The organism is Pseudarthrobacter sp. B4EP4b (assembly GCF_006680095.1).
Classification (GTDB): Bacteria; Actinomycetota; Actinomycetes; order Actinomycetales; family Micrococcaceae; genus Arthrobacter.
On the sequence record NZ_VHIJ01000032.1, the window covers coordinates 20,991 to 39,887 of the forward strand.

Below are 18,897 nucleotides of genomic sequence, written 5' to 3' on the forward strand. Positions count from 1 at the left end.
AAAACGCCAAAAAAATTTTGAAGAAATTCCCTGGGATAGCTTCTGAAGGCCCTGTTTTGTCAGACCCCCTCACGATGATTGGTTTATGGGGAAAGCGGCGGTGGTGAAGGCGTTTGAGGACATCAAGGCCGCCCTTGCTGTGCTCAATTCCGAGGTGGATGGGTGTGGTTCGGAGCCATACTCGGCTGCTGATCCGTTTGCCGGTTTGGCGGATGGGTGCCTTGACATTCTTGCCGGGGCGCGAGTGGCGGAGGCCGGGTTCGCCGCTGTGAAGGCCCGGGCTGCCGTGACGTACGCGGAGACTGCCCACGCCATTGCGGGGCCGGACACGCCGGTGCAGGCACTGGAAATGGCTGTCGCCGCGGAAATCGGCGCCCTCCTGGCCCTCGGTCCCAGGGCAGCCGGCGCGTTCCTGGCCGCCTCCCACGCCGTGACCAAGGAGTTGCCGCTGGCGTTCTCGGCGCTGCAGTCCGGGACGATCACCTGGCAGCATGCCCTGGTCGTGGTGGAGGAAACCGCCGGCCTTGACCCCGCCGGAGCCGCCGCACTCGAGGCCCACTTCCTGGACCCCGATGTGCCCAGGCCGGCTACGGCCGCCCCGATCGGGGAGCTGCCCGCCTACCGGTTCCGTGCCAAGGCCAGGAACTGGCGGGAGCGCCACCACCCGGAGAGCCTGGAGAAGCGCCATGCCAAGGGTGTGGCGGACCGGCGGGCGGAATACCGGCCGGACCGTGACGGGATGGCGTGGTTGTCAGCCTGCCTGCCCGCGGACCAGGCGATGGCGGGCTGGAACCGGCTCACTGCCCTCGCCCGCGGGATGCAAGGACCCGACGAGCCCCGCACCCTCACGCAGTTGACGGCCGACAACTTTACCGAAGCGATTCTTGGCAGCGGCAACCACTCCGGGCGTGCCCATGCAGGCGGTGCCGACGGAATCCCTACTCTGCCCGGCAACGGCAACGGCAACGGCAACGGCACCGGCATCGGTGCCGATGCCGGAACAAGCGCCACTGCGGAGCCGGGCCCGTTGCCGGGGATCCGGGCGCAGGTGCTGGTCACCGTGCCGACCCTCTCCCTGATGGGCCAGACTGATGAGCCGGCAATGCTGGACGGGTATGGGCCTATTCCGCCCTCGATGGCGCGCAGGCTCATCGCTGATGGTGCCGCCTCGTTCTACCGTGTGCTGGTAGATCCGCGGGACGGCGCACCGTTGGAGATTGGCCGGACCAGCTACCGGGTGAGCAAGGCGATGCGGCAATGGCTGAGGCTGCGGGACGGCAAATGCCCCTTCCCCGGCTGCAACAACCCATCCCTGGACAACGAGGCCGACCACGTCCTCGCCTGGGATAAAGGCGGCAGTACGGGGATTTCTAACCTGGGACAACCCTGCCCGAAGCACCACACACTCCGCCACACCAGCGGCTGGAAACCCACCCCGGCCACGAAAACCGAACCACCCGGCTGGACCTCACCCACAGGCCGGCACTACAAAAGCGAACACCAGGACTGGGAACCACCCCACTGGCCACAACAATCGAAGCCAGGACAACAGCCGCCAGAGCAACTGCTGCCTGTCCGCCTCAATCCAACTTGCCTGCCCCCGGACTTTGTCTACGGCCCCTCCCCAGGAGAAGAAGAACTCGAACGGTTCCTCCACGGCCGCTCTTAGCGAACCCGGAATCTAAGAGGGCCGTCCGACGACCTGCAGATCACGCATGCCGGCATACGGGGCTGGGCGGGTGAAGCACTCCGACAAGGCTCAACAGTGGTCGACCGAACCTTGCTTTGTCAGCTGGGCCGCTTCAGGCCTAACCGTGTCAGCTGGGCCGCGTCAGCGTGACGGTGTCAGGGCGGCCGCATCAACCTGGCTGCTTCAGTTTGGGCTGCGTCCGCTTGCCTGCCTTAACCCAGCCCGACCGCCCTGCCGAAGAGGCTGAATCCCACGAACGCCACGATGTCCAGGAGTGCGTGGGCGATCACCAGCGGCATTACCCGCCGCGTCCGGGTATACAGCCACGCGAAGACCACCCCCATCACAAAATTGCCGATGAATGGTCCGAAGCCCTGGTACAGGTGGTAGCTGCCGCGCAGCAGTGAGCTCACCAGAATAGACAGCGGCACGCTCCAGCCGAACTTCCCAAACCGGTCCAGCAGGTACCCCACCACAATGACTTCCTCCACCACGGCGTGGCGGATCGCGGACAGGATCAGCACCGGGACCGTCCACCAGTAGGCGTCCAGTGCGCTCGGAATGATCGCGGTGGTGATTCCCAGCGCCCTGCCCGCCGCGTAGAGGCCAAGGGACGGGATGCCGATCAGCGCCGCCAGTCCCAGGCCCTGGAGCATGTCCCGGCCCGGGCGTGCGAAGTTGAAGCCCAGCTTGCGGAATGCGGACCCAGGGTTGCCGCCGTCGCCCGCCGCCGCCTGCCGCTGGTCGGTGAGGAAGTAGATCACCAGCAGCACCGGCACCAGCGCGAAAATGATGTCCAGCAGCTGGTAGGTGAGGTCGAAATACTCCCGCGCGCTCTGCGAACGGTTGAGAGTGGAGGTGCCTTCCGCCAGCGGCGCCCGGGTCATCTTGTCCAGGAGTTGCACCACTGAGTACACGGCAGACTGCCCCAAGGACAGGCCTAAGACAATCCAGACTTCGATCCGCAGGCGACGGCGGGAGGGAACCAGCATGTACCCATCTTGCCTGCAGTTTCTGGATCCGGGCTGATTGGCCCCGGCGGTCCCACGTAGCGGCACGGGATCAGCGCCTACGCAGGGTTCCAGCTCAAAGCTTCAGCTGCCGGCGACAATCACTTCCGTGCCGTTGGCCTCGAACGCGGCCTTGTCCTGCGCCGAGATTCCCGAATCCGTGATCAGCCGGGTGAAGTTGTACCCGTCCATGGTGGCGAAGGCGCGCACCCCCACCTTGGACGAGTCCGCAAGCACGTACGAGACGCGCGCCCTGCTCGCAAGCAGGGCGTTGACCGAGGCTTCGCCCTCCCCCGTATTGGTCGGTCCCACCTCGGGGTCGATGCCGTTGACACCGATGAAAGCGATGTCCAGAACCACCTTCTGCATGATGATGTCCGTGTAGGGGCCCACCAGTTCGTAGGACCTCGGGTTCAGGATGCCGCCGGTGACCATGACCTTGATGTTGGGCCGCACGGCCAACTGCCCTGCGATGTTGATGGCGTTTGTGACCACTGTCAGGGTGGGCTGGTTGGAGGGCGCATTGAGGTCCTCGCGGGTTGCCAGGATCTGCGCCAGCACGGTGCTGGTGGTGCCACCGCAGAGGCCGATGACGGCGCCGGGAGCTATGAGGCGGGACGCGGCCTGGGCGATCTGCTGCTTGGCCTCGGCGTGATCATCCCGGTTGTACCGGCCGGGCAGGTCGTAGGCAAGAGCACCCGTTGTGGCCCCACCACGGGTTCTAGTGAGCAGCCGGCGTTTGGCCAGGCTGTCCAGGTCGCGCCGGGCAGTGGCAGGCGAGACGTGGAGGGTGCTGACGATCTCGTCGACCTCCACCTGACCGGTCTTGGCGAGGAGGTCGAGGATTGCCGTCAAACGGTCGGTGCGGGTCATGCAAGTGCCTCCAGATACTCGCGCCACCAGCTTCGATGACGCTTTCTGATCATAACAGAACCCAAATGATCATCTAACGTCACTTTAGACCAATAGGTCAGCGAGCACGGGCTCCGGCCCGCCATACAGCGTACGTCAGCGGCATGCCGGGGCGGTACGCGAGGTGCGTCGCGGACGGAGCGTTCAGCAGGTGAAGGTCAGCACGGTGTCCGACGGCGATGGAACCCACCGCCCGTTCGCCATCGGCGTCCTTCCCCTTGGCCTTCCCGAGCGCAAGAGCCCCGCCGTAAGTGGCAGCGCGCACGGCTTCGTGGACACTCAGATGCATCTGCAGCACCGCCGTCGTCACGCAAAAGGCCATGGAGCTCGTGTAGGACGTGCCCGGATTGCAGTTGGACGCCAGCGCAACCTGGACTCCGGCGTCGAGGAGCTCCCGCGCCGGGGCAAGCGGTTGGCGGGTGGAAAGGTCGCAGGCGGGCAGGCATGTTGCCACCGTGCCTCTGGTACCGGTTCCGGTGGCGGCATCCCACCGGGCCCAGGTCCCGGCCAGGGCATCCACGTCCTTGTCGGCCAAGTAATTCACGTGATCCACACTGGCGGCTTCGAACTCAACCGCGAGCTGGACACCGGGCCCCTCGCCGAGCTGGTTGCCGTGGACGCGCAGTCCCAGGCCGGCGTCGCGGCAGGCCAGCAGGACCCGGCGGGACTGCTCGGCATCGAACGCCCCCGTCTCACAAAACACGTCGGCCCACTGCGCATATGGACGCACGGCCGCGAGCATCGGTCCGCACACAAGGTCCAGGTAGTCGTCCGGATCTTGCCCGGCGGGGACAAGGTGTGCGCCAAGGTAGGTCACCTGGTCCGCAATCGTGGAGGCGATGCGCGCGCTCCGGGCTTCATGCTCAACGTCCAGGCCGTACCCGGTCTTGGTCTCAAGGTAGGTGGTTCCCTGCGAGACGGCTTCGGCCACCCGGCCGAGCGCCAGCCGGGTGAGGTCGAAGTCGGACGTTGCCCTGGTGGCGTTCATGGTCACCCCAATGCCGCCGGCGGAGTAGGACTCACCCGCCATCCGCGCCTCGAATTCGGCCGTCCGGTCGCCAGCAAACAGTAGGTGGGTGTGCGAGTCCACCCACCCGGGGAGCACAGCACGTCCGCCCGCGTCGACGGCGTCATCCGCAGCGGGAGCGTCGGCTGCAGCACCAACCCACGAAATCCGCTCGTCTTCAATCACCACAGCGGCATCTTTCAAGACCCGGTGGTCCAGGTCCTGGGTCATCAGCTCGGCGATATTGGTGATCAGGGTGCTCATAGGACCATTCTTCAGCGCCGGACGGACCAGCGGGTGGCCGCCAGCGCCTGCGCTGTCCGGGATGCCGGACCCGTCCCCGCTGGTTCAGTCGTACTCTGGCCCGCAAGGATCTGGGCGGCGGCCAGTTCCGCCATTGCCGCTGAAGTCTGGAAGCCGTAACCCCCTTGGCCGGCGAGCCAGTAGAATCCCGGCGCTTCTGCGTCGAAACCGGCCACCGGCACGCCGTCGGCCGCTTCCGTCCGCAGCCCCGTCCACGCCCTGCGGACCTCGGTGATGCCCAGGGTGGTCACCTGGTTCAGCCGGGCCACCAGGCGCTCCATGTCCCCGGGCCGGGGCTTGGCGTCTTCGGGCCCGCTGGGCACGGTTTCGGAGGGCGAGATGAGGACGTCCCCGCCGTCGCGGCGGAAGTAGAACGTGTTGTCCGCTGCCGCCACCATGGGGCTGTGTTCAGGCAGGGGGCGTTCGACGGCGGCAATCGCCGCAGTGCGCCGGTACGGTTGCAGGCCGAGCTTCTCCACCCCGCTGATGACGGCCAGTTCATCGGCCCATGCGCCGGCAGCGTTCACCAGGACACCGGCTTCGAAGGCTTCCATGCCGGCGCCCACCTGCCAGCCGGAGCCAAGGCGCTGCGCGGAGTGGACCCTGGCGCCGGTGATGATGTCCACGCCGGCGGCGAGCGCGCGCTGGCGGTGATCCTCCAGCAACAGGGGGGCGTTGCAGCCGAAGGAGCCGGTATCCAGTCCGGCGGCGCTGAATGTTCCCGGGATGAGCGCGGGGCAAAGCTCCAGCGCTTCGGCCGGGGAGATGGACCGCATGTGCCCGCTCGCTTCGGCTGCCACCGCGTCCTCCGTGCCAATCAGCATAAAACTGCGCGGCGCGAGCACCGGCTCGGGCAGTTCGGCATCGCGCGCTGCAATCAGTTCCAGGGTCCGGACTGTCAGTTCCTGGACCACTGCCGGGCCGTAGCTGGGGATGAGCTGGCGGGCGGAGCGGGAGGACGTGTGGTACGCCAACTCCTGCTCCGCCTCCACCAGCGCAACGGTGCAATTCCCTGCCAGGGCAGAGGCAAGGGACAACCCGGCGATGCCGCCGCCAACAATCAGGACGTCGTAGTGTGCTGCCATGCCTTCATCCTTGCAGAGTTAAGCCGGGCTGTGACCGCCCGCAGGCTGCGTCGTTAGGCTGCGTCCGCGTCCTCAGCCTGCCACCTCGGCACGGCTGGCGACGAAGGCACGAACGCACGCCTCGACGTCGTCCGCTGAATGCGCGGCCGAAAGCTGCACGCGGATCCTTGCCGCCCCGCGCGGAACCACCGGGAAGCTGAAGGCGGTGACGAAGACGCCGTGCTTCAGCATCCGGTCCGCCACCTTCGCGGCCAGGACGGCGTCGCCGAACATCACCGGGACGATGGCGTGTTCGCCGGGCAGCAGGTCAAAGCCTTCCTCCGTCATGCGGCGCCGGAACAGTGCGGCATTCTCGAAAAGCTGGCGCCGCAGATCCGCCGAGTTCTCCACCAGGTCAAGGGCTTTGATGGTGGCGGCCACGATGGCCGGGGCCAGCGAGTTGGAGAACAGGTAGGGGCGGGCCTTCTGCCGGAGCATAGCCACCACTTCACTGCGGCCCGAGACGTATCCGCCCGAGGCGCCGCCCAGTGCCTTGCCGAATGTGCCGGTGTAGATGTCCACCCGCTGCGACACACCGGCGTGTTCGGGAGTGCCTGCCCCGGTTGCGCCCATGAAGCCCACCGCGTGCGAGTCGTCCACCATCACCAGGGCGTCGTGCTTCTCGGCGAGGTCGCAGATCGCTTCCAGCGGTGCGAGGTATCCGTCCATGGAAAAGACGCCGTCGGTGACGATGATCTTGCGGCGGGCATCTTTTGCTTCCACCAGCTTTGACTCCAGGTCCGCCATGTCCTGGTTGGCGTACCGGTACCGCTGTGCTTTGCAGAGGCGGATGCCGTCGATGATGGAGGCATGGTTCAGGGCGTCGGAGATGATGGCATCCTCCGGGCCGAAGAGGGATTCGAAGACCCCGCCGTTGGCGTCGAAGCAGCTGGAGAACAGGATGGTGTCCTCGGTTCCGAGGAACCGGGAGACGCGGGCTTCGAGTTCCAGGTGCAGGTCCTGGGTGCCGCAGATGAAGCGCACGCTGGCCATCCCGAAGCCGCGCTCGTCCATGGCCGCCTTGGCCGCGTTGATGATCTCCGGGTGGTCAGCCAGGCCCAGGTAGTTGTTCGCGCAGAAGTTCAATACATCCGCGCCCGGCTGGCCAAGCACGCCGGCGTTGATGTGGCTTGACTGCGGCGAGTTGATGCTGCGTTCGGTCTTGAAGAGCCCCGCGGTGCGGATCTCCTCCAGCTCGGCGCCCAGCTGGTCCTTGATCGAGGTATACATGGTGTTCCTTAGAGTCGGGTCCAGTCGAGGACAACTTTTCCGCCGGCACCGCTGCGGGCCAGGTCAAAACCCTTTTCCCAGTCGGTGGCAGGGAGCGTATCAGTAACGACGGCGGAGATGCCGGCGTGCAGCACGGGGTTGGACGAGAGCATGGCGCTCATGGCGTACCAGGTCTCGTACATTTCGCGGCCGTAGATGCCCTTGAGCGTCAGCATGTGGGTCACCACCTTGCCCCAGTCAATCGTGATGTCCTGGCTGGGCAGCCCCAGCATCGCGATCCGGCCGCCGTGGTTCATGTTGTCGATCATCTCCGGCAGGGCGGTGGGGTGGCCGGACATCTCCATGCCGATATCGAATCCTTCCCGCATGCCCAGCTCACGCTGGGCATCGCGGACCCTGGTGGTGGCGACGTTGATGGCGAGGTCTGCGCCCAGTCGGCGGGCCAGTTCGAGCCGGTGCGGGGACACGTCGGTGATGGCGATCTTGCGGGCACCGGCGTGGCGGGCGACGGCGATGGCCATCAAACCGATGGGCCCGGCTCCGGTGATGAGCACATCCTCGCCCACCAGCGGAAAGCTCAGAGCCGTGTGCACAGCGTTGCCGAAGGGGTCGAAAATGGCGCCGAGTTCAGGCGTGACCGAGGGATCGTGATGGACCCAGACGTTGGTTTCGGGGATCACCACGTATTCGGCAAATGCGCCGTCCCGCTGCACGCCCACACTGACCGTGTGGATGCACATCTGCCGACGGCCCGCCCGGCAGTTCCGGCAGATTCCGCAGACCACGTGGCCTTCGCCGGACACCCGGTCCCCCACCTTGACGTCGCGGACGTCCTCGCCCACCTCCACCACTTCACCGTAGAACTCGTGGCCGGGGATGAGGGGAGCTTCGATGATCCCCTGCGCCCAGGAGTCCCAGGACTGGATGTGGAGGTCGGTACCGCAGATGCCGGTAGTCATCACGCGGATCTTCACGTCGGCGGGGCCGGCCACCGGTTCGGGGCGGTCCACGAACTCGAAACCGGCCTGTGGGCCGGCCTTGTACAAAGCCTTCATCGGCTTCCTTACTCTTTGTCTGCGTCACGTTGTCTGCGTCGTCGGCGGGTGCTGACCTCCTCATTACAGCGAGGAAGAAGCTTTAGCACAACCGCTAATTTCTCAATCAACGATGTAGCAAAAGCTAACGCATAGACTGAAAGCATGGAGATACACCAGCTGGAAATCCTGCGCGAACTCGGCGCCCTGGGAAGCGTCAAGGCGGTAGCGGACACACTGATGGTCACTCCCTCGGCAGTGTCCCAGCAGCTGGCCCTGCTGCAGCGGACCGTGGACGTGCCGCTGACGCGCAAAGAGGGCCGTAACCTGGTGCTCACCGAGGCAGGCCAGGTGCTGGCGGACGCCGGTGCCGCGGTCGTCAGCGCCATGGCGGACGCCCGCGGAGCCATCGGGAATTATCACGGCGAGGCGGCCGGCAGGGTCACCCTGTCCGGTTTCCACAGTGTGGGGCAGGCCGTCTTTGCACCGCTGGCGAGAATCCTCGATTCGCCCGGCCAGCCGCGGATCGAACTGTCCGATGAGGACGTGGCGCAGCAGGATTTCCCAGCCCTGACGGCCCGCTACGACCTGGTCCTGGCGCACCGGATGGACCACAGCCCCCGCTGGCCCGCCGAACGGGTCACGGTGATACCGCTCGCGCACGAGCCGCTGGATGTTGCCCTGCCGGCTGGCCATCCTTTGGCGGGGAAGCCTGCCGTGACGGCGGACGACGTCGGCGGCGAGGCCTGGGTGACCAGCCACGCCGGCTACTCCCCCGCCGATGTCCTGTCCGCCGTCGCGGCCGTCTCCAGCAGCGAGCTGAACATTGTCCACCGGATCAACGACTATTCCACCGTGGCCGCGCTGGTGGCTACCGGCGGGGTGGTGGGGCTGCTGCCGCGGTACACGGCGGGCCCGGTACTCAACCCGGACATTGTGCTGCGCCCACTTGAGGGCATCAGCACGCGGCGCCGGATCGACCTGCTGGCCCGGCCGGAAAACCTGAAGCGCCGTTCGGTCATGATCGTCTCCGATGCGCTGCAGGGCATCATGGCCGGGCTGGTGGAACAGGGCTGACCCAACTGGGTAGCACTAAGTGTCGTTGTGAGCGTCCAAAACGACACTTGCCGCTACCTACTTTGAGTGGCCCTTGCCGTGGCCGTGCCCGCGGCCCATCCCGAACCCGGGTCCGTCGCCGGCACCCTCCGCGATCCTCTCCGCCGTGGCCTGGTCGCCGTCCTTCACTCCGGAAACCCGGACGGCGTCCCCGGTGGCGATGTCCGCAATGGTTCCCTCGGCCGGCTTAAGCCGCTTGCCGCCGTCGTCCGTTCCCTCGGAGTCGTCCGGCTCGGCGGCCGGAGCCTTGGTGACCTTTGTGTCCGGGTTGACCGCGTACGCCTGGGAGTAGCCGTCCTCGCTCTTGACGGTAATCGAGGTGTCGCTGACGGCCTCCACCGTGCCGCGCTGTTCAAGGATGGTCTGGAAAGTGCCGTCGGCCTTCTTGACCACGCCTTCGCTGTGGAGATGCTGCGGGCGCTGCGATTTGTCCGGCTTTTTTTGCCCCGGAGCATCATCGGACTTGCCCCGCTCGGACTGTGACTGCGAGGGCGACGGCGGGGCGGGGTCACTTGCTGCCCACACAAAGGCCGCCCCCGTCCCGGTCAGACCCAGCGCCACGACCCCCGCGAGCACGGCTTTGCGGTATTTGAACGGTCCCCGGACAGACATTGAACATACCTCCCACAACGGCGGCAGGGCCGGCCTCCCTGGAACCGGCGCCCTGGAGCTTCAGTGTAGGACCGCCGCATGCCGCTGCACACGAGTAGTCAGCGGCCGACGGTGACCTGAGTACTACTTAAAAGAAAACTGGGTAGCGCCAAGTGTCGTTACGGACGCTCAAAACGACACTTGGCGCTACCCAGTTGGGGTTGGCGGGCTAGACGGTGACGCCCAGCTTCTCCAGGATCAATTCACGGACCCGGGCGGCGTCGGCCTGGCCGCGGGTGGCCTTCATGACCCCGCCCACGATGGCACCGATGGCCTGCACCTTGCCGCCGCGGATCTTGTCCGCGACGTCGGGCTGCGCGGCCAGGGCGGCGTCGATGGCTTCGAGCAGGGGCCCATCGTCGGAGACCACGGCCAGGCCGCGCTTCTCCACGATTTCCGCGGGGGTGCCTTCGCCGGCGAGCACGCCGTCCAGCACCTCGGAGGCCATCTTGTTGTTAATTTTGCCTTCCTCCACCATGCGGGCGAGCTCCACAATGGTGGCGGGCTGGACACCGAGCTGGCCCGGGTCCACGTCGGCGTTCTTGGCGCGGCCCACGATCTCGCCCATCCACCACTTACGGGCGACGGATGCGGAAGCACCGGCAGCTATCGTTTCCTCGATCTCGTCCATCACGCCGGCGTTCACCACATCGCGGAATTCCAGATCGGAGTAACCCCAGTCCGCCTGCAGACGCTTGCGGCGGGCGGCCGGCGGCTCGGGCAGCGTGGCGCGCAGCTCCTCCACCCATTCGCGGGACGGAACCACGGGAACGAGGTCCGGTTCCGGGAAGTAGCGGTAGTCGTCGGCGTCGGACTTCGCGCGGCCGGACGTGGTGGTGCGGGTGTCCTCGTGCCAGTGGCGGGTCTCCTGGATGACCGGCTCGCCGGAGTCCAGCACCGCGGCATGCCGCTGGATTTCGTAACGGACCGCGTGTTCGACGGCGCGCAGCGAGTTCACGTTTTTGGTCTCGGACCGGATGCCGAACCGTTCGCGGCCATGCGGGCGGAGCGAGACGTTGGCGTCGCAGCGCACGTTGCCGCGCTCCATCTTCGCGTCGGACACACCAAGGTTCTTTACGATCTCGCGCACCGCGGCCACATACGCCTTGGCCAGCTCAGGCGCGCGGGAACCGGCACCCTCGATGGGCTTGGTGACGATTTCCACCAAGGGCACGCCGGCGCGGTTGTAGTCCACCAGCGAGAAGTCTGCTCCCTGGATCCGTCCGGTGGCGCCGCCCATGTGGGTCAGCTTGCCGGCGTCCTCCTCCATGTGGGCGCGCTCGATCTCCACCCGGAACACAGTGCCGTCAGAGAGTTCGATGTCCAAGTATCCGTCGTACGCGATGGGTTCGTCGTACTGGGAGGTCTGGAAGTTCTTGGGGGTGTCCGGGTAGAAGTAGTTCTTCCGGGCGAAGCGGCAGGATTCGGCGATCTTGCAGTTCAGGGCCAGGCCGATCTTGATCGAGGACTCGATCGCTGCCTTGTTCACCACGGGCAGGACGCCGGGCATGCCGAGGTCCACTTCGTTGACGTTGGTGTTGGGCTCGTCGCCGAAAACGTTCGGGGCGGAGGAGAACATCTTGGTCTTGGTGTTGAGCTCCACATGGACCTCGAACCCCAGGACGGGATCGTACTTCTCCATGGCCTCTTCGAAGCTCAGGATTGCGTCAGTGTTCATTATTTTGCCTCCTGGCTTCCAACAAGGGTTTCGACAGGCTCAACGACCGGCGAGGCGGCTCCGGCCACGGCAGCGGCCAGATCCGGCGCCTGGGCCAGCAGCGGGCCGCCCCACTTCGCTTCAAGCAGTGACTCCAGCACGGCGCCCACGCGGTACAGGCGGGCGTCCTCGCGGGCCGGGGCCAGCAGCTGGATACCCACGGGCAGGCCGTCCTCGTCCGCAAGGCCGCCTGGCAGGGAGAGGCCCGGCACGCCGGCGAGGTTTGCGGGGATGGTGGCGACGTCGTTCAGGTACATGGCCAGCGGATCGTCCAGCTTCTCGCCGAGGCGGAAGGCTGTGGTGGGGGCCGTGGGCGAAATCAGGACGTCCGCCACGGTGAAGGCAGCCTCGAAGTCACGCTGGACCAGGGTGCGGACCTTCTGCGCGGAGCCGTAGTAGGCGTCGTAGTAGCCGGCGGACAGGGCGTAGGTGCCCAGGATGATACGGCGCTTGACCTCGTCGCCGAAGCCGGCGGCGCGGGTGGCACCCATGACACGTTCGATGGTCATGGGCCCGTCCTCGGGCAGGACGCGCAGGCCGTAGCGGACGCCGTCGAACTTTGCGAGGTTGGAGGACGCCTCGGAGGGCATGATCAGGTAGTAGGCGCCCAGGGCGTACTGGAAGTTGGGGCAGGAAACCTCAACGATCTGCGCGCCTGCCTCCTTGAGGAGCTCCAGGGCATCGTTGAAGCGGTTTTCTACGCCGGCCTGGTAGCCCTCGCCATGGAGTTCCTTGATGATGCCGATCCGCAGGCCCTCAACGTTGCCGGTCTTCGCTGCGGCGACGAGGTCCGCCAGCGGGTCCGGCAGCGAAGTGGAGTCGTGGGGGTCGTGCCCGCCGATGACCTGGTGCAGGAGTGCCGAGTCCAGGACGGTCCGCGAAACGGGGCCGATCTGGTCCAGCGAGGAGGCCATGGCGATGGCGCCGTAGCGGGACACGCTGCCGTACGTGGGCTTCACGCCCACGGTGCCGGTGACGGCGCCCGGCTGGCGGATGGACCCGCCGGTATCGGTGCCAAGGGCGAGCGGAGCCTCAAAAGCCGCGACGGCGGCAGCGGACCCGCCGCCGGAGCCGCCCGGGATCCGGTCCAGGTCCCACGGGTTGCGCGTGGGGCCGTAGGCGGAGTGCTCCGTGGAGGAGCCCATGGCGAACTCGTCCAGGTTGGTCTTGCCCAGGATGGGCATCTTCGCGGCGCGCAGGCGCTCCACCACGGTGGCATCGTAGGGGCTGTGCCAGCCCTCGAGGATCTTCGACCCTGCGGTGGTGGGCTGGCCCACCGTGACGATGAGGTCCTTAACGGCGATAGGCACACCGGCCAGCACATGCAGTGCTTCGGCTTCCGCTCCGCCGGCGGCGCGGATGGCGTCCACCTCGGCGGCGACGGCGAGCGCCTCTTCGGCGTTGACGTGCAGGAAGGCGTTGACGCCGCGTTCTCCGCCGTCAACCGCGGCGATCCGGTCCAGATATGCCTGGGTGACCTCCACCGAGGTCACCTCGCCGGCAGCCAGCTTTTCAGCCAGGTCAGCGGCTGAGAGGCGGATGAGTTCGTTGTTGTCAGTCATGGTTATGCCTCATCCAGGATTGCCGGAACCTTGAAGCGGTTCTCGTCTGAGTCCGGTGCACCGGAAAGTGCCTGTTCCGCTGTGAAGGTGTGCCCCACAACGTCCTCACGGAAGACATTGCTGAGCGGGATGGGGTGGGATGTGGCCGGCACGTCGTCACCGGCGGCTTCACTGACGGATTTGACCGAATCAACGATGACGGCGAGTTCTCCGGCCATCCTGTCCAGCTCTTGAGCACTCATCTCAATGTGAGCGAGCCGCGCGAGATGCGCAACATCGTCACGGTTGATCGCAGCCATGGATCTCCCCTGCAAAGTTCGAATTGATTTCCGATCCATTCTAGTGGGGAAACGAAGATGCCCGTCTGACGACCCCCAGCGGGCGTCAGACGGGCACCTTCATGCCGGGGTACTGCCCACAAGGGGCAACACGCGGCAGGTACAGACTAGCCGATACCAATAGCTCCAGTCAGCACTCCAATTCCGAGCATGACCAGCGAAACAACTGCCGCACGCCACAGGACTTTCTTGTGGTGGTCGCCCAGGTCAACCTTGGCCAGCGATACCAGGAGCAGGATGGCGGGAACCAGCGGGCTCTGCATGTGGAACGGCTGGCCCGTGATGGAGGCGCGGGCCATCTCGGCGCCGCTGATGCCGTAGTGCGCAGCAGTCTCGCTCAGGACGGGAAGCACACCGAAGTAGAAGGCGTCGTTGCTCATGAAGAACGTCATGGGGATGCTCAGGAGGCCGGTGATAACGGCCATGAACGGGCCCATGCTGGACGGGATGATCTGGACCAGCCAGGCGGACATCGCTTCCACCATGCCCGTGCCCTTGAGGACACCGGTGAGGACAGCGGCGGCCATGACCATGCTGACCACGGCAACGATGGACGGTGCGTGTGCAATCAGCTGGGCGCCCTGGTCCTTGACCTTGGGGAAGTTGACCAGCAGGGCGATGGCGGAACCGACCATAAAGACGTACGGCAGGGGCACGAGGTCTGCGATGAGCATGCCCATCACGGCCACCGTGAGGGCCAGGTTGAACCACTGCAGCTTGGGGCGCAGGGTGCTGCGGTTCGGATCCAGGGCAGTGCCTGCCATGGCGGTGTTGTCTTCGTCCACGAGTGTTTCGGTGCGTTCCAGGACTGCAACGGAGGAGCCGGCGGAACCGTCGACGGCGGGAACTGCTCCGCCGGGGTTGTTCCCCTTGCGTCCTGCGCCGCCGCTGAAGGTGCCAGTGCCGGGGGCGGGCGTGCCGCCGTCGAACGCTTCAGCGGTGTCAGGCACTCCCCAGATTTCGGGCTGGGTGGCGCGGAGACGGTTGCGTTCCTGGAGGCCCAGGACCCAGGCGAAGACCAGGACAACGGCCAGGCCGGCGGCCAGGGACGGGATCATGGGGACGAAGACCTCATTGACGTCGATCTTCAGGGCGCTGGCGGCGCGGGCGGTGGGGCCGCCCCAGGGCACGATGTTCATGGTGCCGTTGGCCAGGCCCGCCACGCAGGTAAGGACCACAGGGCTCATCTTCAGCCGCAGGTAGATCGGCAGCATGGCGGCGGTGGTGAGGATAAAGGTGGTGGATCCGTCGCCGTCCAGGGATACCGCAGCTGCCAGCAGGGCGGTGCCCAGGACCACCTTGGCGGGGTCGTTGCCCAGCTTGCGCAGGATGAAACGGACCAGCGGATCAAACAGCCCGACGTCGATCATGAGGCCGAAGTAGATGATGGCGAACATCAGCAGGGCTGCTGTGGAAGTCATGGACTTCATCGAGTCCATCACCATGTCGCCAATGCCCAGGCCAGCGCCGGCGAAAAGGCCAAAAACTGTGGGGACGATGATCAACGCCAGCACTGGCGTCAACTTCTTCGTCATGATCAGCACCATGAATACCGCGATCATGGCGAATCCAAGTAATACCAGCACGGCTGGGCTCCTTCTTTGTGAACAGCGGCACGGCGGTGTGACGCGTGCTACAGACTTTAGGGTGGCCGCCGTCACGGCAGTGCCTTTGGCTCAATTGATTGGCATACTGCTTATTGCGAGCATTTAGCTCATTGTGCTCACGGGCTTTGCGGGCCCGAATCACCCACCCCGATCGAGGAGGATCATGCCGCGTTCCAGTCCCCGCGCGCCGCTGCGGTTCTCCACGCAGACGCTGCTGCTGCAGCTGGCGGTGGTGCTTTTGGTGGTTCTGCTCAGCGCCACGGTCCATGCCTGGCTGACCTATGACCGGGTGGGCCGCGAAGCGGAGAACCAGGCACTGACGCTGGCCCGGACCGTAGCCTCGGATCCGTCCGTCCGGGCCGACGTACTGGCCGTCAGTGAACAGCCCGGCACTCCCCCGCCCTCCGAACTCGCCGCCGGACCGCTGATGGCATCCGCCGAAGCGGTACGCACCCGGACCGGTGCACTGTTTGTGGTGATCACCGACGAAACAGGTCTACGGCTGGCCCATCCGGATCCGCAGCGGCTCGGTGAAAGGGTGAGCACCGATCCGTCCGAGGCGCTGTCCGGCCAGGAGGTGACCACCCGGAACACCGGAACACTTGGTCCGTCCGCCGGTGCGAAGGTTCCCGTCTACGCCCCCGGCAGCAGCACCGTGGTGGGCGAGGTCAGCGTGGGGTATTCCATGGAAACCGTGGGCCAGAGCGTGGAACGGGACATCGGCCCGGTCGCGCTGACTGCTACCGGCGCCCTGCTCGCCGGCGTCCTGGGATCCTTCCTGCTGCGCCGCCGCCTGCAGCGCCTCACCCTGGGCCTGGAGCCGGAAGAGATCAGCACCCTGGTCCATGACCAGGTGGCGGTCCTCCAGGGTGTGGACGACGGCGTAATCGGTGTTTCCGCCGACGGCAGGATCACCGTTTTCAACGCCGCCGCCCAGCGCCTGCTGGGGCTCGGCGGCCTCGCCGGAACCCCTTGGGCGGACGCCCCCGTACCGGACCTGCTGAAGTCCCTGACCCGGCCTGGCTCAGGCGATACTTCCGCCGTTGAACTCGTGGCGGGCGGCCGGGTGCTGGTGGCCAACGCGCGCAAAGCCCTGCACCGGCGGGAGGACCTGGGCTGGGTGGTGATGCTCCGCGACCGCACGGAGCTGCAGCAGCTCACCCGGCAACTGGACGCCGTGGGCACCATGTCCACCGCATTGCGGGCGCAGCGGCACGAGTTCGCCAACCAGCTGCACACCATCGCCGGGTTCATGAGCATTGGCCAGCACCAGCAGGCCCGCGAGTACCTTGCCCGGTTGGCCGCCACCGGGCCGCTGAAATTCCCTGTGGACCAGGCAGAACTGCTCCAGGACCCGTACCTGCAGGCCTTCATCGGAGCCAAAGGCGTGGAGGCCGACGAGCGCGGGGTTACCCTGCGGATAGGGCCCGAGACCCTGGTCCGCGGGCAGGTCACCGACGCCCAGGACGTGACCACAGTGCTGGGCAACCTGATCGACAATGCGGTTAATGCCGCCGTGGCCGGCTCGGCGGAGGACCGCTGGGTGGAGCTGGAGGTGCTGGATGAGCCGGGCGACGACGGCGGCACCCTCCATGTGGTGGTCGCCGACTCGGGCGACGGGCTGGCGAAGGAAACGGACGCCGAAGCGGTCTTCGCCGAAGGTTTCACCACCGCTTCCGGCCCTGTACGTGCCGGCGGCGGCCAGGGGTTCGGGCTTGCCTTGGCCCGCCAGCTGGCCAGGCGCCGCGGCGGGGACGTGAAGTTGCTCGAACGCGGACGGCGGGGCGGCCCTGGAGCAGTCTTTATGGCAACTCTCCCCGGCACCACTGCGGGGACTACGGCGGGGACCAAGGACTCCCGGCTCAATGATGCGGCGTCCCGGGATGCCGCAGGAAAGGACCACCATGGCTGATGATTTTCGGGTGCTGATCGTGGATGACGACTTCCACGTGGCCAAGCTGCACGCCGCCTATGTGGATTCGGTGGCGGGGTTCCTGGCACTGGCTCCCGTGGGAACGGCGTCGCTGGCGCTGCAGGCCATCCATAGCCTCCGGCCGGACCTGGTTCTGCTGGACGTTTACCTGCCCGACGCTTCAGGGCTGGACCTTTTACAGCAGCTGGACGTGGACACCGTGATCCTCAGCGCCGCCTCGGACGCAGCCTCCATCCGCGTGGCCTTCCGCCGCGGTGCCCTGGGCTACCTGCTGAAGCCGTTTACCTCGGAGTCCCTGTCCCAGCAGCTGCGGTCCTATGCCCGGTACCGGCGCCTGCTGTCCCAGCCGGGAGCGCTGGACCAGGACGCGGTGGAGCGGGCCAAGCGCTCGCTCATCCCCGGTGACGTTTCGCCGTCGTCAAGGCCCAGGTCCGCCACGGAGGCCGCGGTGCTCGAGTCCCTGGTCCCCGGTGAGCAGTACTCGGCGGCGGAGGTGGCAGGCCGGGTGGGTGTTTCCCGGGCGACGGCGCAGCGGTACCTGTCTTCGCTGGCCGACGACGGCGCCGTGGACATCCAGCTGCGCTACGGGACCACCGGCAGGCCGGAGCACCGCTACGGCCTGCCGGCGGGGTAAGTTAGTTCGCGCTTTTCTGGGCTACGAGTTCGATTTCGACGAGCATTTCGGGGTCCAGGAAGGGCAGGACGTGGACCAGGGACAGGGTGGGCCGGATGTCGCCGAACACTTCACCGTGCGCGCGGCCGGCATCTTCCCACTTGCTGATGTCCGTCAGGTACAGCTTGGACTGGACCACGTCCTCGAAGCTGAAGCCGGCGTCCGCGAGGACCTTGCCGAGCTTCTGCAGGATGAACTGGGTCTGCGTGTAAAAATCGTTCCCCACGATGCCGTCCTCGCCGCTGGCTGCGGTGGCGGAAATGTACAGGGTGTTGTCCACCTGGACGGCGCGGGAGTAGCCGAGGGTCTGTTCCCAGACGGAGCCGGTGCCGAAGGTTTTGCGCATGGTGGGCCTTTCAAAGCTGGAATGAGTCGGCACCACTTTAGGGCGGCTACAGGTCCAGCCGGTAAACCAGCAGTTTTATGTCAGTTCCGGGGACGAACCAGTCCCGGTCCGGCACCCGGGCGAAGCCGGTCTTGTTGTACAGGCCGCGTGCACTTTCCCAGGTGCTTCCGGTGGTCAGCGAGACGGCGTTGATCCCGTCCAGTGCCTTGGCGTGGTCCACAATGGCGGCCATCATGGCCTTGCCGGCGCCGCTGCGCTGCACGGCCGGGTCCACCACCAGCATGCGGAACTCCAGCTCGTCGTGCAGGGCGATGTCCGCGTACGGCTCGCCCGCAAACGCCAGGGTCACCGACCCCACGACGTCTCCGCCCCGCTCTGCCACCCAGACCGTGGCCTGGCCGGCGCGCTCCGCGACGTCCTGGACCTTGCGCATATACGGGTGCCCGGCGTCGTCAAAATACCCGGCTGCCAGGTACGAATCCCTGGTGATGCGGGCAACGGCGTCGAAATCGGATTCGACGGCGGGACGGACGGTTATCTGCGAAGGCACCCGTCAATGGTAGTGGTACTGACCAGTACCACCCTGCTAAGCGCGGCTTTCCGTGACTGAACTATCATTCAGGGCGGGACCGGCAGTCCTGGCGG

17 protein-coding genes are annotated in these 18,897 nt (G+C 66.4%); 4 read left to right on the plus strand and 13 right to left on the minus strand.

What is annotated here, in order from left to right; translation table 11 throughout:
- Positions 1-85: 85 nt before the first annotated feature.
- Positions 86-1,669 (plus strand): HNH endonuclease signature motif containing protein, encoded by a 1,584-nt coding sequence (locus tag FNL14_RS11835; protein WP_142060267.1) that lies wholly within the window; start codon positions 86-88, stop codon positions 1,667-1,669.
- A gap of 233 nt (positions 1,670-1,902) precedes the next feature.
- Here FNL14_RS11835 and FNL14_RS11840 read toward each other — a convergent pair whose 3' ends face one another.
- The 6 genes from FNL14_RS11840 to tdh all read right to left on the minus strand — a co-directional run bounded on the left by FNL14_RS11840 (position 1,903) and on the right by tdh (position 8,330).
- On the minus strand, positions 1,903-2,682 hold the full coding sequence (locus FNL14_RS11840; protein ID WP_142060269.1) for a CPBP family intramembrane glutamic endopeptidase: 780 nt from the start codon (positions 2,680-2,682) through the stop codon (positions 1,903-1,905).
- Positions 2,683-2,784: 102 nt separating this feature from the next.
- Entirely contained in the window at positions 2,785-3,573 is a 789-nt protein-coding gene (locus FNL14_RS11845) for a DeoR/GlpR family DNA-binding transcription regulator (protein WP_142060271.1), read from the minus strand.
- Between the two features lie 97 nt (positions 3,574-3,670).
- Entirely contained in the window at positions 3,671-4,882 is a 1,212-nt protein-coding gene (hutI, locus tag FNL14_RS11850) for an imidazolonepropionase (protein ID WP_142060273.1), read from the minus strand.
- A gap of 11 nt (positions 4,883-4,893) precedes the next feature.
- Entirely contained in the window at positions 4,894-6,006 is a 1,113-nt protein-coding gene (locus FNL14_RS11855) for an FAD-binding oxidoreductase (protein WP_142060275.1), read from the minus strand.
- 72 nt (positions 6,007-6,078) lie between these two features.
- Positions 6,079-7,275 (minus strand): glycine C-acetyltransferase, encoded by a 1,197-nt coding sequence (locus tag FNL14_RS11860; protein ID WP_142060277.1) that lies wholly within the window; start codon positions 7,273-7,275, stop codon positions 6,079-6,081.
- An 8-nt stretch (positions 7,276-7,283) separates the two neighbouring features.
- The gene (tdh, locus tag FNL14_RS11865) at positions 7,284-8,330 is read right to left on the minus strand and encodes an L-threonine 3-dehydrogenase (RefSeq protein WP_091418286.1); all 1,047 of its coding nucleotides are present in this window, start codon (positions 8,328-8,330) and stop codon (positions 7,284-7,286) included.
- 144 nt (positions 8,331-8,474) lie between these two features.
- On the opposite strand from tdh, the gene FNL14_RS11870 reads away from it, so the two are divergent.
- Positions 8,475-9,386, plus strand: a complete 912-nt coding sequence (locus FNL14_RS11870) for a LysR family transcriptional regulator (RefSeq protein WP_142060279.1) — start codon at positions 8,475-8,477, stop codon at positions 9,384-9,386.
- A 57-nt stretch (positions 9,387-9,443) separates the two neighbouring features.
- Here FNL14_RS11870 and FNL14_RS11875 read toward each other — a convergent pair whose 3' ends face one another.
- The 5 genes from FNL14_RS11875 to FNL14_RS11895 all read right to left on the minus strand — a co-directional run bounded on the left by FNL14_RS11875 (position 9,444) and on the right by FNL14_RS11895 (position 15,279).
- Positions 9,444-10,037 carry a hypothetical protein gene (locus FNL14_RS11875; RefSeq protein WP_142060281.1) on the minus strand — a complete coding sequence of 198 codons (594 nt, stop codon included), beginning with the start codon at positions 10,035-10,037 and terminating at the stop codon, positions 9,444-9,446.
- 208 nt (positions 10,038-10,245) lie between these two features.
- Entirely contained in the window at positions 10,246-11,754 is a 1,509-nt protein-coding gene (gene gatB / locus FNL14_RS11880; RefSeq protein WP_142060283.1) for an Asp-tRNA(Asn)/Glu-tRNA(Gln) amidotransferase subunit GatB, read from the minus strand.
- The gene (gatA, locus tag FNL14_RS11885) at positions 11,754-13,355 is read right to left on the minus strand and encodes an Asp-tRNA(Asn)/Glu-tRNA(Gln) amidotransferase subunit GatA (RefSeq protein WP_142060285.1); all 1,602 of its coding nucleotides are present in this window, start codon (positions 13,353-13,355) and stop codon (positions 11,754-11,756) included. The genes gatB and gatA overlap by 1 nt, the downstream gene beginning before the upstream one ends.
- Positions 13,356-13,357: 2 nt before the next feature.
- Positions 13,358-13,654 (minus strand): Asp-tRNA(Asn)/Glu-tRNA(Gln) amidotransferase subunit GatC, encoded by a 297-nt coding sequence (gene gatC / locus FNL14_RS11890; protein WP_142060287.1) that lies wholly within the window; start codon positions 13,652-13,654, stop codon positions 13,358-13,360.
- A gap of 146 nt (positions 13,655-13,800) precedes the next feature.
- Positions 13,801-15,279: a CitMHS family transporter gene (locus tag FNL14_RS11895; protein WP_142060289.1), complete on the minus strand. Its 1,479-nt coding sequence runs from the start codon at positions 15,277-15,279 to the stop codon at positions 13,801-13,803.
- A 184-nt stretch (positions 15,280-15,463) separates the two neighbouring features.
- Here FNL14_RS11895 and FNL14_RS11900 point away from each other — a divergent pair, with 184 nt between their 5' ends.
- Both FNL14_RS11900 and FNL14_RS11905 read left to right on the plus strand, forming a co-directional pair.
- Positions 15,464-17,212, plus strand: coding sequence for a sensor histidine kinase (locus FNL14_RS11900; RefSeq protein ID WP_181762613.1), 1,749 nt, complete (start codon positions 15,464-15,466; stop codon positions 17,210-17,212).
- Positions 17,205-17,867 carry a response regulator gene (locus tag FNL14_RS11905; RefSeq protein WP_091418523.1) on the plus strand — a complete coding sequence of 221 codons (663 nt, stop codon included), beginning with the start codon at positions 17,205-17,207 and terminating at the stop codon, positions 17,865-17,867. The genes FNL14_RS11900 and FNL14_RS11905 overlap by 8 nt, the downstream gene beginning before the upstream one ends.
- 1 nt (position 17,868) lies before the next feature.
- Here FNL14_RS11905 and FNL14_RS11910 read toward each other — a convergent pair whose 3' ends face one another.
- On the minus strand, positions 17,869-18,252 hold the full coding sequence (locus FNL14_RS11910; RefSeq protein ID WP_142060291.1) for a RidA family protein: 384 nt from the start codon (positions 18,250-18,252) through the stop codon (positions 17,869-17,871).
- 46 nt (positions 18,253-18,298) lie between these two features.
- The gene (locus FNL14_RS11915) at positions 18,299-18,802 is read right to left on the minus strand and encodes a GNAT family N-acetyltransferase (RefSeq protein WP_142060293.1); all 504 of its coding nucleotides are present in this window, start codon (positions 18,800-18,802) and stop codon (positions 18,299-18,301) included.
- Positions 18,803-18,897 lie beyond the last annotated feature (95 nt).

What these genes read in the sequence shown, in the direction of transcription:
- FNL14_RS11835 (WP_142060267.1), top strand. Translation starts at nt 86, where the DNA reads ATGGGGAAAGCGGCGGTGGTGAAGGCGTTTGAGGACATCAAGGCCGCC.
- FNL14_RS11840 (WP_142060269.1), bottom strand. Translation starts at nt 2,682, where the DNA reads ATGCTGGTTCCCTCCCGCCGTCGCCTGCGGATCGAAGTCTGGATTGTC.
- FNL14_RS11845 (WP_142060271.1), bottom strand. Translation starts at nt 3,573, where the DNA reads ATGACCCGCACCGACCGTTTGACGGCAATCCTCGACCTCCTCGCCAAG.
- hutI (WP_142060273.1), bottom strand. Translation starts at nt 4,882, where the DNA reads ATGAGCACCCTGATCACCAATATCGCCGAGCTGATGACCCAGGACCTG.
- FNL14_RS11855 (WP_142060275.1), bottom strand. Translation starts at nt 6,006, where the DNA reads ATGGCAGCACACTACGACGTCCTGATTGTTGGCGGCGGCATCGCCGGG.
- FNL14_RS11860 (WP_142060277.1), bottom strand. Translation starts at nt 7,275, where the DNA reads ATGTATACCTCGATCAAGGACCAGCTGGGCGCCGAGCTGGAGGAGATC.
- tdh (WP_091418286.1), bottom strand. Translation starts at nt 8,330, where the DNA reads ATGAAGGCTTTGTACAAGGCCGGCCCACAGGCCGGTTTCGAGTTCGTG.
- FNL14_RS11870 (WP_142060279.1), top strand. Translation starts at nt 8,475, where the DNA reads ATGGAGATACACCAGCTGGAAATCCTGCGCGAACTCGGCGCCCTGGGA.
- FNL14_RS11875 (WP_142060281.1), bottom strand. Translation starts at nt 10,037, where the DNA reads ATGTCTGTCCGGGGACCGTTCAAATACCGCAAAGCCGTGCTCGCGGGG.
- gatB (WP_142060283.1), bottom strand. Translation starts at nt 11,754, where the DNA reads ATGAACACTGACGCAATCCTGAGCTTCGAAGAGGCCATGGAGAAGTAC.
- gatA (WP_142060285.1), bottom strand. Translation starts at nt 13,355, where the DNA reads ATGACTGACAACAACGAACTCATCCGCCTCTCAGCCGCTGACCTGGCT.
- gatC (WP_142060287.1), bottom strand. Translation starts at nt 13,654, where the DNA reads ATGGCTGCGATCAACCGTGACGATGTTGCGCATCTCGCGCGGCTCGCT.
- FNL14_RS11900 (WP_181762613.1), top strand. Translation starts at nt 15,464, where the DNA reads ATGCCGCGTTCCAGTCCCCGCGCGCCGCTGCGGTTCTCCACGCAGACG.
- FNL14_RS11905 (WP_091418523.1), top strand. Translation starts at nt 17,205, where the DNA reads ATGGCTGATGATTTTCGGGTGCTGATCGTGGATGACGACTTCCACGTG.
- FNL14_RS11910 (WP_142060291.1), bottom strand. Translation starts at nt 18,252, where the DNA reads ATGCGCAAAACCTTCGGCACCGGCTCCGTCTGGGAACAGACCCTCGGC.